Genomic DNA, 14,349 nt, shown 5'->3' on the forward strand with positions numbered 1-14,349 from the left:
AACAGAAATGTTGAATGTTAAACCGCTTTCGCGAGCAAGTCGGATCGCCGCACCGCCGCTCCCACATTGGGTCCGTGTCGTTACAGAATGTTTGAGTAATCCGCTTCGATCCGGTCCAGGCTCAGGTGATTCAGGAAGTTGGAGAAGCACATCCACGCCGACAGCGCATTCATGTCGCGGAACTGTTCAGGCAGATACTTCGGTGGCACCACCAACCCTTCATCGACCAATTGGCGCAAGGTGCGCATGTCTTCCAGCGTGGTCTTGCCACAAAACAGCAGCGGCACTTGCTCAAGCTTGCCCTTACGCACGGCCAACTGAATGTAGTTGTAAACCATGATAAAGCCCTTGAGGTAGGACAAGTCTTTGGTAAATGGCAGACCGTTCGGCACCGAACCACGGAAAACCCGACTGGCGTTGCCGTAGCTTTCCGCCATCTCGAAGCCTTGCTCGCGGAAGAACTCGAAGATCTGCAGGAAGTCCGCGCCCTCCTCCACCATGTGAATGGCGCGGGTGCGGTTGGTCAGTTTGCGCAGGCGGCTCGGGTAGGAAGCGAAGGTGATGATTTCCATCAGGATCGCCAGCCCTTCCTGCGTCACCGTCGACGAGGGCGGACCTTTGGACAGGAAGGTGCAGATCGGCTGGTTCAGGCCGTTGAGCGTAGTGCCCACGTGCACCAGCCCTTCGTGGACTTCGAGGGCGCGCACGTCACGCTCGTTGAACATCGCGTCGGTGCGGATCTTGATGTAGTCGGCGCCCGCTGCGGCATCGGCAACGATGCCGTCGGACTCGAACACCCGAATGGTTTCCTCTGCCTCGCCAAACACTTTGCTCAGCCGGGTTTGCAACATATTCACGGCGTCCTTGGCGGTGAGGATTTTCGGCTCATCCTTCAGGTCACCACGGCCATCGATGTTGTTCAGGTAATCGGAGAGCATCAGGCCCAGGTCGGACAGGGTCGGGTCACCCGCGTGAAACGCATCGGACGCCGCGCCGTACAACTCTTGTGAAATCAGCCCGAAATCCTCGGTGCCGCGCGCTTCGAGCATGCGCACCACCATGCGGTATTCCTTGCACATGCGCCGCATGATCTGGCCGACCGGGTTGAACTGGCCGAGCTGACGGGTGATGTCACGCTCGATGTTCTGGAACTCCAGCTTCACTTTGCTGGAATCGAACGACAGCGGCCGATTGAGGTAGTAATCGCGGTCCACCGCCGGCATTTCCTTGCCCTTGGCCTTGAGGAATCCCTTGCGAATGCTCTCGTCCCATTTGACCGCATCCAGGACGCGAATCGGCGTCTGCGCCAGCACAATGCGATCGGACAAAATGCGTATCGACTGCTGGTAATCGTCCACCCGAAACTCCTGTAGAAAAACCGTTATGTGGCGGGTTTAATTGGCTTTGGCCAGGCGCTGATAGCGCACGGCCTCGACGAAGACATCGGAATTGGCCGGATCATCGAGGTAAGCGAAGACCTGATCCATGTTGGTGTTTATCAGCACGCCGTCGCCGTCGTCGGTCTGGAAACCTTCGCCGCTGAGGACTTTTTGCCCCAGGGCCTGGTTGATCTGCTCGAGGTCGAGGTTGTAGACCACCAGTTCATGCTTGTCGGTGAGTTCGAAACCGGCAATGGTGAAGTGCCCGCCGAACTGCGCCGGCACTTTCGCCGACAAGTACCAGCGGCTGCCATGGCGCGAGACGGTGAAGGGATAGGCTTCGCGGTCCTTGGGTTTGGCCTTGAAGTAGCTGACCGCCTGATAGCGATTGTCGCCGATGCGCGTCAGCTCCAGACTCATCGGCTCGCCCCAGGCGTTGGTGCTGGTCCATTTGCCGAGCAATCCCTTGGGCGCGGGGTCGCTCGTGGGCAGTGGCTCCTTGAAGGTCACCAGGCAGCCACTGAGCAACAGGAACGACAAGGCGATCACAACGACGCGCCAGGCTTTCATTCAACACTCCCTATGAACAAACACCGACCGTAGGAGCTGCCGCAGGCTGCGATCTTTTGATCTTGCTTTGCTGAAGTTTCAAGAAGATCAAGATCAAAAGATCGCAGCCTTCGGCAGCTCCTACTGGGGATCGGATTACACCGACGCCAACACCAAATGCATGTAGCGGGTCAGGATGCCGAGCATTTCTTCTTCGGCGGCAGGCTCGGCGTCGTTGAGCAGGCCCTGATATTCCATCCGTCCGATAATCGCCGTCAACACTTTGGCATCTTGATGTGGTTCACGGGAGCCCAAAACCTGGAAAAGCTGACACGATCCCTGAAGGAGAATTTGCTGATGTGAGCGCACCAACCCCGCCAGGCGGGGGTTGAGCAACGCTTCCTGACGGAACGCTTGCTCGGCCATCAAATGTTCGCGGCGGTTGATCAATTGCCGATGAACATAGTCCGCCATCAACCGCGCGATATCGTCCGCCAATTGCGAGCGCGACTCGGGACTGCCGTCGCCGCTTTCGACCATCTCGCGCAGCAGGCCTTCGTTGTTCACCCACAACTTGGCCATGAACGCCGCGCTGCGTTCCACGTATTGGGCGAAGGTATCGGTGAGCAGGTCATCGATGTCCTTGAAATAGTACGTGGTGGCCGACAACGGCACACAGGCTTCGGCGGCGACCGCACGGTGACGCACAGCCCGCACGCCATCGCGCACGACAATGCGCATGGCCGCATCGAGAATGTCCTGTCGACGCTGCTCGCTGCCCTGGCGGCTGGCCTTGCGGCCCTGGTACTGAACACTTTCCGCGACCGCAGTGGCGATACCCGCTGCACATTCTTGAGCCATTGCACGATTCACGACAGGTCTTCCTCTCTAACGTCAAAAGTAACCAATTGATACGTTTGTACCAGACAGGCAATAAAAAGCCGCCTGTTATCGGCGGCTTTTTAGTTGAAACACTTACGCTTGCGGTCGCATGTGCGGGAACAGGATCACGTCGCGGATCGACGGGGAGTTGGTCAGCAGCATCACCAGACGGTCGATGCCGATCCCTTCACCGGCCGTTGGCGGCATGCCGTACTCCAGCGCGCGAACGAAGTCGGCGTCGTAGTGCATGGCTTCGTCGTCGCCGGCATCCTTGTCGGCCACCTGCGCCATGAAACGCTCGGCCTGGTCTTCCGCGTCGTTCAACTCGGAGTAGGCGTTGGCGATTTCACGACCACCGATGAACAGCTCGAAACGGTCGGTGACGTTCGGGTTGTCATCGTTACGACGGGCCAGCGGCGACACTTCGAACGGGTATTGGGTAATGAAGTGCGGCTGCTCCAGCTTGTGCTCGACCAGTTCTTCGAAAATCATCACCTGCAGTTTGCCCAGACCTTCGAAGCCCAGCACTTTCGCGCCGGCCTTCTTGGCGATGGCGCGGGCCTTGTCGATGTCAGTCAGATCATCAGCAGTCAACTCAGGGTTGTACTTGAGGATCGAGTCGAACACCGACAGACGCACGAACGGTTCGCCGAAGTGGAACACTTTGTCGCCGTATGGCACGTCGGTGCTGCCCAGCACCAGCTGCGCCAGCTCGCGGAACAGTTCTTCGGTCAGGTCCATGTTGTCTTCGTAGTCGGCGTACGCCTGGTAGAACTCCAACATGGTGAATTCAGGGTTGTGACGCGTCGAAACGCCTTCGTTACGGAAGTTGCGGTTGATCTCGAACACTTTCTCGAAGCCGCCGACAACCAGGCGCTTGAGGTACAGCTCAGGCGCGATACGCAGGAACATTTCCATGTCCAGCGCGTTGTGGTGAGTTTCGAACGGCTTGGCCGCTGCGCCGCCAGGAATGGTCTGCAACATCGGCGTTTCGACTTCGAGGAAGTCGCGCTTCATCAGGAAGCTGCGGATGTGAGCGATGACTTGCGAACGCACGCGGAAGGTCTGACGCACTTCTTCGTTGACGATCAGGTCAACGTAACGCTGGCGGTAGCGCTGTTCGGTGTCGGTCAGGCCGTGGTGCTTGTCCGGCAGCGGGCGCAGGGATTTGGTCAGCAGGCGCACGCTGGTCATTTCAACGTACAGGTCGCCCTTGCCGGAACGGGCCAGGGTGCCTTCGGCGGCGATGATGTCGCCCATGTCCCAGGTTTTCACCGCGGCCAGGGTGTCTTCGGACAGGGTTTTACGGTTGACGTAAACCTGGATGCGACCGGACATGTCCTGGATCACCATGAACGAGCCACGGTTGAGCATGATGCGACCGGCAACCTTGACCGGGATTGCAGCCTCTGCGAGCTCTTCCTTGGTCTTGTCCGCGTACTGTTTCTGCAAGTCTTCGCAGTAGTTGTCGCGGCGGAAGTCGTTCGGGAAGGCATTGCCCTTGGCGCGCTCGGCAGCAAGCTTTTCCTTGCGCAGGGCGATCAGGGAGTTTTCTTCCTGTTGCAGGGCTTGCGGGTCGAGTTCTAGGTCGCTCATGTCTTTAAATATTCCATCACAGGTTCGTTGCCCCCAGCCTTCGGCTGGGGATCGCGGGCAAGCCCGCTCCCACAAGGATCGCTGTGTCAGCCGATCCTGTATTGCATGTCTTACAGGCCTTGTTTCAGGCTCGCCACCAGGTATTCGTCGATGTCGCCGTCGAGCACCTTGTCGCAGTCGCTGCGTTCGATGTTGGTGCGCAAATCCTTGATTCGCGACGCATCGAGCACGTAGGAGCGAATCTGGTGACCCCAGCCGATGTCCGACTTGGTCTCTTCCAGGGCTTGCGAGGCGGCGTTGCGTTTCTGCACTTCCTGCTCGTACAAGCGCGCCCGCAACATTTTCATCGCGGTGTCTTTGTTGGCGTGCTGGGAGCGTTCGTTCTGGCAGCTGACCACGGTATTGGTCGGTACGTGGGTGATACGTACGGCCGAGTCGGTGGTGTTTACGTGCTGACCACCGGCACCGGAGGAGCGGTAGGTGTCGATGCGCAGGTCCGACGGGTTGATGTCGATTTCGATGTTGTCATCGATTTCCGGCGACACGAACACGGCCGAGAACGAGGTGTGACGGCGGTTGCCGGAGTCGTATGGGCTCTTGCGCACCAGACGGTGCACGCCGATTTCGGTACGCAGCCAGCCAAAGGCGTATTCGCCCTTGATGTGCACGGTGGCGCCCTTGATCCCGGCGACTTCACCGGCCGACAGCTCCATGATGGTCGCGTCGAAACCGCGTTTGTCAGCCCAGCGCAGGTACATGCGCAGCAGGATGTTGGCCCAGTCCTGGGCCTCGGTGCCGCCGGAGCCGGCCTGGATGTCCAGGTAGGCGTTGTTGGCGTCCATTTCACCGCTGAACATGCGACGGAATTCGAGCTTTTCCAGGGACTCGCGCAGACGCTCGACTTCGGCGGCAACGTCATCGACGGCGGCCTGGTCTTCTTCCTCTGCGGACATCAGCAGCAGGTCTTTGGCGTCGGCCAGGCCGGTGTGCATTTCGTCGAGGGTTTCGACGATCTGCGCCAGCAGGGACCGCTCGCGGCCCAGTTCCTGAGCGTACGACGGGTTGTTCCAGACAGACGGATCTTCAAGCTCGCGATTGACTTCAGTCAGACGCTCATGCTTTTGATCGTAGTCAAAGATACCCCCGAATAGTTTCGGAGCGCTCGGACAGGTCCTTGATACTGTTAAGGATCGGGTTGATTTCCATGGCGGGCAGCACTCGTTGGCGAACTTTTGAAAGCCGGCGAGTATAACGTAATCAGACTGTCACGGCAGCCCGCCTGGCGGCTTTAGCGGCGAATGGTTTTTGGCTGAACGCTATGGAGAGGCTGACGCTTGTAGCAGCTGCCAAGCCCGCGCTCCGAACTGTAGGAGCTGCCGAAGGCTGCGATCTTTTGATTTTCGCCTATAAAGCAACATCAAAAGATCGCAGCCTTCGGCAGCTCCTACAGGGCATCGTGTTTCAGCGGGTTACTCAATCCCCACCTGATTACGCCCATTGTTCTTCGCCAGGTACAGCCCCTTGTCCGCCGCCAGGATCAATTGCCGGCTATCGCTCCCCGGCTGCGGGATCATGGTCGACAGGCCAATGCTGATGGTCAGGCTTGAACCTTCGATCGGGAAAATGTGCGGAATCCTCAACCCGGCCACGGTCTGGCGCAGTTTTTCCGCCACCAGCCGCGCACCGACCGGCGAGGTATTAGGCAGGACCAGGACGAACTCTTCGCCGCCGTAACGGGCCGGCAAATCCGAAGGCCGGGCGCTGACGTCACGGATGGCTGTAGCGACCTTGCGCAGGGCTTCGTCGCCTTCGAGGTGGCCGAAACTGTCATTGAAGGACTTGAAGTAGTCGACATCGATCATCAACAGCGACAGTTGGGTCCGGTCACGCATCGAACGCCGCCACTCCAGCTCCAGGTATTCGTCGAAGTGACGACGGTTCGACAGCCCGGTCAGGCCGTCGGAATTCATCAACCGTTGCAGCACCAGGTTGGTGTCGAGCAATTGCTGCTGGCTGACCCGCAACGCGCGATAGGCCGCATCGCGCTGCAGCAGGGTCATGTAGGAGCGCGAGTGATAACGGATGCGCGCCACCAGTTCGATGTTGTCCGGCAGTTTGACCAGGTAATCATTGGCTCCGGCCGCGAACGCCGCGCTTTTGATCAGCGCGTCTTCCTTGGTCGACAGCACAATGATCGGAATGTCCTTGGTGGCCGGGTGATTGCGGTATTCACGCACCAGACTCAGGCCGTCGAGGCCGGGCATGACCAGATCCTGAAGGATCACCGTCGGCTTGATACGCACCGCGTGGGCGATGGCCTGATGCGGGTCGGCGCAGAAGTGGAAGTCGATGTTTACTTCATTCGACAACCCGCGGCGCACCGCCTCGCCGATCATCGCCTGATCGTCCACCAACAACACCATGGCGGCGTCTTCGTCGGTTTTGAAGTCGTCGAGCTGTAAGTCATTCATGTGCGGTCACCTGAGTGCTGCCTGGACCAGGATTGCTACTAAGCGTTGTCATTTGACGAGAATCTCCAGCAATCGTGGCGCTATCTTGTGCAGCGGGCGAATCTCTACAGCCGCGTCGATGGCCACTGCCGCTTTCGGCATGCCATACACCGCGCTGCTTTGTTGGTCCTGCGCGATGGTCAAGTAGCCCTGTTGACGCATGAGTTTAAGCCCCTGCGCGCCATCGCGCCCCATGCCAGTGAGCAAAACACCCACGGCATCGCCATTCCAGTAATTGGCCACACTCTCGAAGAACACATCGATCGAGGGCCGGTAGATCTCGTTGACCGGTTCGGTGGTATAGGCCAGCGTGCCGTTTTTCAATAAGCGAATATGGTGGTTGGTGCCAGCCAGCAGCACGGCGCCGACCTGCGGTGGCTCGCCTTCCTGGGCCAGGCGCACGTTCAGACCGCTGGCGCTGCTGAGCCACTCGGCCATGCCGGCGGCGAACACCTGGTCGACGTGCTGCACCAGCACGATAGCGGCCGAGAAATCCCGGGGCAGCCCCTTGAGCAGTACTTCCAGTGCTGCCGGCCCGCCGGCGGACGAACCGATGGCGATCAGTTTTTGTCGGGAATCCGAATTGCGCAACGAACTCGGCGCGGGTCGCACCCGATTGCCCTTGTCGCCGATCAGCAAGCCGATGTTCAGTATCTTGCGCAGTAGCGGCGCCGCCGCTTCCTGCGCATTGCCGGCACCGATCGCCGGCGTATCGACCACGTCCAGAGCCCCATGCCCCATGGCCTCGAACACCCGGTGCACATTCTGCTGGCGGTCCACCGTGACAATCACAATGGCGCACGGCGTTTCGGCCATGATCCGCCGAGTCGCCTCGACGCCGTCCATTACCGGCATGATTAGGTCCATCAGGATCAAGTCCGGGGTGTTTTCCACACAACGCTGCACCGCCTCGGCCCCATTGCTGGCGACCCAGATTACCTCGTGCGCCGGCTCCAATGCCAAGGCGCGGCGCAACGCCTCTACCGCCATGGGCATGTCGTTGACGATGGCAATTTTCATGCCCGCGCTCCTCCGATAAGCTCAACCACCGCATCAAGCAGGGCGTCGTCATGAAAACTGGCCTTGGCTAGATAATAATCGGCCCCGGCGTCCAGTCCACGACGACGGTCCTCTTCCCGGTCCTTGTAGGACACCACCATAACCGGTAGCGATTGCAATCGATTGTCCTGGCGCAATAAAGACACCAGTTCGATGCCGTCCATGCGCGGCATATCGATGTCGGTAATCAGCAGATCGAAATCCTCCGAACGCAGGGCATTCCAGCCATCCATGCCATCCACCGCCACGGCCACGTCGTAGCCGCGATTGAGCAGCAGCTTGCGTTGCAACTCGCGGACAGTCAGCGAATCGTCGACCACCAGGACCCGTTTAGGCGCCGCTTCGGCCGCCTGATTGCTGTGGCGGGCAATACGTTCCAGGCGACCGGTATTGAGCAGTTTATCCACCGAACGCAGCATGTCTTCGACGTCGACGATCAGCACCACCGAACCGTCGTCGAGCAAGGCGCCGGCGGAGATGTCCTGTACTTTGCCCAGACGCTCATCCAGCGGCAGAACCACCAGCGTACGCTCGCCGATAAACCGCCCGACCGCGACGCCGTAGATCGCCTCACGCTCGCGGATGACCACGACTTTGAGGGTTTGCTGACTGTTCTGACTCGCCGGGCGCTGGAGCAATTGGCTCGCAGCGACCAATCCGACGTGCCGGCCTTCGTACCAGAAGTGCTGACGGCCCTCGACCTGCACGATGTCCGCCGGCTCCAGGTCGCACATGCGCTCGATGTGAGCCAGCGGAAACGCATACGCCTCGTCGCCGACTTCCACCACCAGGCTGCGCACCACCGACAGCGTCAGCGGTACTTCAAGATGGAAACGACTGCCCGCCCCCGCCGTTTGCTCCAGCACCACGGAACCGCGCAACTGACGGACCATGTGCTGAACCGCATCCAGCCCCACACCGCGCCCGGAAACTTCGGTGACTGTGTCACGCAGGCTGAAACCCGGCAGAAACAGGAACGTCAGCAGCTCTTCTTCGCTCAACTGGGCGGCGGTTTCGGCTGGGGATAACTGCCGCTCGACGATGCTGCGGCGGACCTTCTCCAGGTCGACGCCATTGCCGTCATCGCTCAGTTCCAGCACCAGCAGACCGGCCTGATGGGTCGCGCGCAGGCGGATCAAACCTTCTTCCGGTTTACCGGCCAGCAGTCGCTGCTCCGGGGATTCGATACCGTGATCGACAGCGTTGCGCAGCAGGTGCGTCAACGGCGCTTCGAGTTTTTCCAGAACGTCGCGGTCGACCTGGGTTTTCTCGCCCTCGATCTCCAGCCTTACCTGTTTGCCGAGGCTGCGACCCAGGTCGCGGACCATGCGCACTTGCCCGGTCAGCACATCGGCAAACGGCCGCATGCGACAGGCCAGCGCCGTGTCGTACAAGACTTGCGCGCGCTGACTGGCGTGCCAGGCGAATTCATCCAGTTCGGCGTTTTTTTCCACCAGCAATTGCTGGGATTCGGCCAGCAACCGACGCGCATCGTCGAGGGCTTCCCGGGCTTCCAGGCTCAAGGTCTGCTCTTTGAGGTGGACGTTGAGGTTTTCCAGCGCCCGCAGGCCGTTGTTCTGCATGCGCTTCAAACGCTGCATCGTGGCCAGGTGTGGTTTGAGCCGCAGGGTTTCCACCAGGGATTTGCTCGACAGGTCGAGCAGGCTGTTCAGGCGTTCGGCCGTGACCCGCAGGACACGTTCGCCGTTTTCGGTGGTTCGTTTGGTTTTTCGCAGTAGCGCGGTATCTGCAGCCGGCGCTTCCGGAGCTTCGGGGGCGACGACGACCGGCTCGATTTCCGCAATGAGCAGTTCGACGATGGGGACTTCTGGCTCGGTCATGAGCGGCGCAATCGGCGTGCTGATCGGCGCGGCGAGTGCCAACGGGTCCAGCAAACGCGCCATCAGCGCCACGTAGGCTTCAATATCCGCTGGCGTCGGCCCGTTGTTCGGCGTCGCGATGCGCATCAGCAAATCGGTGCCTTGCAGCAAGGCGTCGATATGTTCGGGCCGCAGATACAAGCGCCCTTCCTGCGCACTGACCAAGCAATCTTCCATCACATGGGCGACGCTGACCCCGGCATCGACGCCGACAATTCGCGCCGCGCCCTTGAGCGAGTGGGCCGCGCGCATGCACGATTCGAGGTGAGCGGCTTGGGTCGGATCGCGCTCAAGCGCCAGCAGACCGGCGCTCAGCACCAGGGTCTGGGCCTCTGCTTCCAGGCTGAACAGTTCCAGCAAAGAGGCGTCGCGCATTTGCTCGGGGGTCATGTGAGGCTCCGGGTCACGGCGGACAACAGCTGTTCTTCATCCAGCCAACGCAGGCTGCGACCTTTGAATTGCAACACGCCACGGGTGTATTTGGCGCTGGCCTGGCTGCCGGACCGGGACGCCGCGTCGAGGGTGCGCTCATCGATGGCATGGATGCCGTCGACTTCGTCCACCGGCACCACCACCGGCCCACCGTGGGCGGCGATGATCAGCATCCGCGGCATCACGCGCGCGCCAGACGCCACGCTGCTGGTGGCGTCCAGTCCCAGCAGTTCAACCAGCGAGAGGCACGCCACCAACGCGCCGCGCACGTTCGCCACGCCGAGCAAAGCCCGCGAGCGCTGGTGCGGCAGGGAATGAATGGCTTGCAGCGGCCCCACTTCCACCAGACTGCGGGTGGTCAGGCCCAGCCATTCTTCGCCGAGGCGGAACATCAACAGCGAGCGGGTTTTCACATCGCTCTCGACCGCGACCGAGACTTGTCCGCGGTCTTTCTGCTGCAACGCGTAGCGGTCAAGCAAACGCGTAGCGGCGGCCGAGTACACCGCGCAATTGCGGCAGTGAATGTGTTCGCTCAGCAGCGGGCAGGACTTGTCGCCGTGGATACCGATGCGATTCCAGCAATCGTCGATGGCCTGGGCATCTTCATGGGTGAGGCTAAAGGTGTCGGCGGCGTTCATCGTTTGCGCTCACTGTCTGCGCGCTCGCTGCGGGCGGCGCGGTCCTGCAATCGTCGGGCGCCCGCCGTATCGCCCTGGGATTGCAGCAAGGCCGCCAGGTGCATCAACGCGTCGGGATGTTGCGGTTCGAGGTACAACGCCTTGCGATAAAACCCCTGGGCTTCGAGGGCACTGCCGGCGACATCGCTGAGCAGTCCCAGCCAGTAAAACACCTGGGCCACCGGTTCGTGGTTGCGCAAATAGCTTTCGCACGCCGCACGGGCATCAGCGCTTTTGCCTGCGTTGGCCAGTGCGGCGATGTTTGCCAGCAACGTCGCGGCGTCTGGGTTGGCAGCTTTGGTCGCCACCGGCAGCGGCGTCACGGTTGCGAAAGGCCGCGGGCGCACGGGCGGTGGCGTCACGCTGCGCACCGGCTGACGCGTCGGCTGCGGGGTCGCCACAAAGGCTGGAGCAGGTTCAGGCGCGCTCTGACGACTGAATGCGAAAGATTGAGGGATTCCAATCGAGCGCATCCCCATGCGCCCGAGCAAACTGCCCTCGGCCGGACCGATAAACAGCACACCGTCGACGTGGGTCAGGCGCTTGAGCACTTCGAACACTTGCTGCTGGGTGGGCTGATCGAAATAGATCAGCAGGTTGCGGCAGAACACAAAGTCAAACGGTGGTTCGCTGGCCAGCAACGCCGGATCCAGCAGATTGCCGACCTGCAAACGCACCTGTTCCAGTACTCGCTCGCTGAGGCGAAAGCCATCGTCTTCAACGATGAAATACCGTTCACGAAACGCGAGGTCCTGGCCACGAAACGAGTTTTTGCCGTACCGCGCGCGTTTGGCTTTTTCCACCGACAGCGGGCTGACGTCCATGCCTTCGACTTTGAACTGGTGCGGTTTGAATCCGGCATCCAGTAATGCCATGGCGATGGAATAGGGTTCTTCGCCGGTGGAGCACGGAAGGCTAAGGATTCGCAGCGCGCGCATGGTGTTGATGTCGGCCAGGCGTTTGGTCGCCAGTTTGGCCAGGGTGGCAAAGGATTCCGGGTAACGGAAAAACCAGGTTTCGGGAACGATCACCGCTTCGATCAGCGCTTGCTGCTCATCCCGCGAGCCCTGCAAGGTGTGCCAATAGTCGTCGGTCGTTTGCGACCGGGACGCGGTGCTGCGCTGGCGCACCGCGCGTTCAATGATCGCCGGGCCCACCGAGGTCACGTCGAGGCCGATGCGCTCCTTGAGAAAATCGAAAAACCGCTGATCGCTGCTCATGGCCGCTCCTCAAGCAACGCCAGATCCAGCGGCGGTGATGGAAACAGCAGCGCGCGAACCTGCTCGTCCAGCAGATCGGCGACCCGCACCCATTGCAGCAGGCCGTGCGCATCTTCACGTACAGGCCCGAGGTAAGGCGTCTGGCGATTGTCCAGGCCATAAGGCTGAAAATCCGCCGGGTCGCAGCGCAGCGTGTCGGTAGCCTGCTCCAGGATCAGCCCGAGCAACTGCGCTTCAACGGTTTCATCTGGACGGTAATTGACCAGTACCAGTCGCGTGCTGGTGCGGGCCTGAGCCGGTAAACCGAACGTCAGCGCACTGAGGTCAATCACCGGCACCACCGCGCCGCGATAGGCAAACACCCCGGCGACCCAATCCGGCGCGCGGGGAATCGGCTTCAACGGCAGACGCGGCAGCACTTCCGCCACCTCGATCGCTTGCAGGGCATAGCGCTCGCTGCCGATGCGAAACACCAGAAACAACGACTGTTTCGCCGGCATCGCCGCGCTGCGTTTGACAGCAAGTTCGCTCATCAGACTTTGAATCGCGAGACGCCGCCACGCAGCCCCACGGCCACCTGGCTCAGCTCGTCGATGGCGAAACTGGCCTGGCGCAGGGACTCGACGGTCTGGCTGCTGGCATCGCCCAACTGCACCAGCGCGTGGTTGATCTGTTCGGCACCGGAGGCCTGGGCCTGCATGCCTTCGTTGACGATCAACACCCGCGGCGCGAGCGCCTGAACCTGATGGATGATCTGCGACAGCTGCTCGCCGACCTGCTGCACCTCAGACATGCCGCGGCGCACTTCTTCGGAGAACTTGTCCATGCCCATGACCCCGGCCGACACCGCCGACTGGATCTCGCGCACCATCTGTTCGATGTCGTAAGTGGCCACGGCCGTCTGGTCCGCCAGACGCCGCACTTCGGTGGCGACCACGGCAAACCCGCGGCCATACTCACCGGCTTTTTCGGCTTCGATGGCGGCGTTCAACGACAAGAGGTTGGTCTGATCGGCCACTTTGACGATGGTCACCACCACCTGATTGATGTTGCCGGCCTTCTCGTTGAGGATCGCCAGTTTGGCGTTGACCAGATCCGCGGCGCCCATCACCGAGTGCATGGTCTCTTCCATCCGCGCCAGGCCCTGCTGCCCGGAACCGGCAGCCACCGAGGCCTGATCGGCAGCGGTGGACACTTCGGTCATGGTGCGCACCAGATCGCGCGAGGTGGCGGCAATTTCCCGGGATGTCGCGCCGATCTCGGTGGTGGTGGCGGCGGTTTCAGTGGCGGTGGCTTGCTGCTGTTTGGAGGTGGCGGCGATTTCGGTGACCGACGTGGTGACCTGCACCGACGAGCGCTGAGCCTGGGACACCAGCGAGGTGAGCTCGGTCATCATGTCGTTGAAGCCGGTTTCCACGGCGCCGAATTCGTCCTTGCGCGCCAGGTTCAAGCGACCGCTGAGGTCGCCGGTGCGCATGATTTCGAGGATCTGCACGATGCGGTTCATCGGCGCCATGATCGCGCGCATCAGCAACAGGCCGCAGAGGCCGGCGGCCAATACCGCCACCAGCAGGGAAATGCCCATGATGACTTTCGCGGTGACCACGGCGTCATCGATGATCACTATGCCCTGGTCTGCCACGACTTTATTTTCACGGAGGATGTCATTGAGCTTCATGCGCCCCGCAGTCCACGCCGGGGTCAGTTGTTCGTTAAACAACTTGATGGCGTCGGCTTCCTGATTGCGCTTATGCAAGTCGAGTACCGCGGCCAGGAGCTTGCCAAAATCCTCATGATATTTTTCGAAGGCCGCGAATTCGACCTTGTCTTCGTCCGTGGTGATGGTGGTGCGATAGTTTTTCATTGCATCTTGAACATGTGCTTCATAGCTTTTGAAGTCCGCCGCGTCTTCGGCACTGAAGCCCTGCCCTTCCTTCAAACCCAACATTTCCTGAGTGTGGAGAAAACTGTCGACCCAGGCGCTACGAACCATCGAGCTGTAATACACCCCGGGAAGCGCGTCGTCACGAACGCTGGCTTCGCTTTCCTCGATCTTCAGCAGCCGCGAATACGAGACGACGACCATCAGCAACATGATGGCGATAATCACCGCAAAGCTCGCCAAAATGCGTTGGCGCAACGTCCAGTTCTTCACAGTCAGTCCT

12 protein-coding genes are annotated in these 14,349 nt (G+C 60.7%); all 12 read right to left on the reverse strand.

Translation table 11 applies throughout. The features are described 5' to 3' along the window. Positions 1-80 precede the first annotated feature (80 nt). Positions 81-1,358, reverse strand: a complete 1,278-nt coding sequence (locus ACYZTL_RS10050; protein WP_461951656.1) for a flavohemoglobin expression-modulating QEGLA motif protein — start codon at positions 1,356-1,358, stop codon at positions 81-83. Positions 1,359-1,394: 36 nt separating this feature from the next. Beyond that, entirely contained in the window at positions 1,395-1,949 is a 555-nt protein-coding gene (locus ACYZTL_RS10055) for a hypothetical protein (protein WP_461951657.1), read from the reverse strand. A 135-nt stretch (positions 1,950-2,084) separates the two neighbouring features. Next, complete coding sequence (locus ACYZTL_RS10060) at positions 2,085-2,801, reverse strand: TetR/AcrR family transcriptional regulator (RefSeq protein WP_461951658.1); 717 nt, start codon at positions 2,799-2,801, stop codon at positions 2,085-2,087. 102 nt (positions 2,802-2,903) lie between these two features. Beyond that, the gene (lysS, locus tag ACYZTL_RS10065) at positions 2,904-4,406 is read right to left on the reverse strand and encodes a lysine--tRNA ligase (RefSeq protein ID WP_461951659.1); all 1,503 of its coding nucleotides are present in this window, start codon (positions 4,404-4,406) and stop codon (positions 2,904-2,906) included. 110 nt (positions 4,407-4,516) lie between these two features. Beyond that, positions 4,517-5,612, reverse strand: a protein-coding gene (gene prfB / locus ACYZTL_RS10070) for a peptide chain release factor 2 (RefSeq protein WP_139272976.1) whose coding sequence is annotated in 2 segments (ribosomal slippage) — positions 4,517-5,539 and positions 5,541-5,612 — 1,095 coding nt in all. Because the reading frame shifts where the segments join, the coding sequence is not laid out codon by codon here. A gap of 263 nt (positions 5,613-5,875) precedes the next feature. Next, complete coding sequence (locus tag ACYZTL_RS10075) at positions 5,876-6,877, reverse strand: diguanylate cyclase domain-containing protein (protein ID WP_461951660.1); 1,002 nt, start codon at positions 6,875-6,877, stop codon at positions 5,876-5,878. 48 nt (positions 6,878-6,925) lie between these two features. Further along, entirely contained in the window at positions 6,926-7,936 is a 1,011-nt protein-coding gene (cheB, locus tag ACYZTL_RS10080; protein WP_461951661.1) for a chemotaxis-specific protein-glutamate methyltransferase CheB, read from the reverse strand. Continuing rightward, positions 7,933-10,245 (reverse strand): response regulator, encoded by a 2,313-nt coding sequence (locus ACYZTL_RS10085; protein ID WP_461951662.1) that lies wholly within the window; start codon positions 10,243-10,245, stop codon positions 7,933-7,935. The genes cheB and ACYZTL_RS10085 overlap by 4 nt, the downstream gene beginning before the upstream one ends. Next, the gene (locus ACYZTL_RS10090; protein ID WP_461951663.1) at positions 10,242-10,925 is read right to left on the reverse strand and encodes a chemotaxis protein CheW; all 684 of its coding nucleotides are present in this window, start codon (positions 10,923-10,925) and stop codon (positions 10,242-10,244) included. The genes ACYZTL_RS10085 and ACYZTL_RS10090 overlap by 4 nt, the downstream gene beginning before the upstream one ends. Then, the gene (locus tag ACYZTL_RS10095) at positions 10,922-12,184 is read right to left on the reverse strand and encodes a CheR family methyltransferase (protein ID WP_461951664.1); all 1,263 of its coding nucleotides are present in this window, start codon (positions 12,182-12,184) and stop codon (positions 10,922-10,924) included. Before ACYZTL_RS10095 ends, ACYZTL_RS10090 begins: the two co-directional genes overlap by 4 nt. Next, entirely contained in the window at positions 12,181-12,717 is a 537-nt protein-coding gene (locus ACYZTL_RS10100) for a chemotaxis protein CheW (RefSeq protein WP_461951665.1), read from the reverse strand. Before ACYZTL_RS10100 ends, ACYZTL_RS10095 begins: the two co-directional genes overlap by 4 nt. Beyond that, entirely contained in the window at positions 12,717-14,339 is a 1,623-nt protein-coding gene (locus ACYZTL_RS10105; RefSeq protein WP_461951666.1) for a methyl-accepting chemotaxis protein, read from the reverse strand. Before ACYZTL_RS10105 ends, ACYZTL_RS10100 begins: the two co-directional genes overlap by 1 nt. Between the last annotated feature and the right edge of the window lie 10 nt (positions 14,340-14,349).

It is taken from the genome of Pseudomonas sp. LB3P81 (genome assembly GCF_054897965.1).

Bases quoted from the DNA above. Each gene is read 5' to 3' on its own strand.
- ACYZTL_RS10100 (WP_461951665.1), bottom strand. From the start codon at position 12,717: ATGAGCGAACTTGCTGTCAAACGCAGCGCGGCGATGCCGGCGAAACAG.
- ACYZTL_RS10055 (WP_461951657.1), bottom strand. From the start codon at position 1,949: ATGAAAGCCTGGCGCGTCGTTGTGATCGCCTTGTCGTTCCTGTTGCTC.
- ACYZTL_RS10090 (WP_461951663.1), bottom strand. From the start codon at position 10,925: ATGAACGCCGCCGACACCTTTAGCCTCACCCATGAAGATGCCCAGGCC.
- ACYZTL_RS10085 (WP_461951662.1), bottom strand. From the start codon at position 10,245: ATGACCCCCGAGCAAATGCGCGACGCCTCTTTGCTGGAACTGTTCAGC.
- ACYZTL_RS10095 (WP_461951664.1), bottom strand. From the start codon at position 12,184: ATGAGCAGCGATCAGCGGTTTTTCGATTTTCTCAAGGAGCGCATCGGC.
- ACYZTL_RS10075 (WP_461951660.1), bottom strand. From the start codon at position 6,877: ATGAATGACTTACAGCTCGACGACTTCAAAACCGACGAAGACGCCGCC.
- cheB (WP_461951661.1), bottom strand. From the start codon at position 7,936: ATGAAAATTGCCATCGTCAACGACATGCCCATGGCGGTAGAGGCGTTG.
- lysS (WP_461951659.1), bottom strand. From the start codon at position 4,406: ATGAGCGACCTAGAACTCGACCCGCAAGCCCTGCAACAGGAAGAAAAC.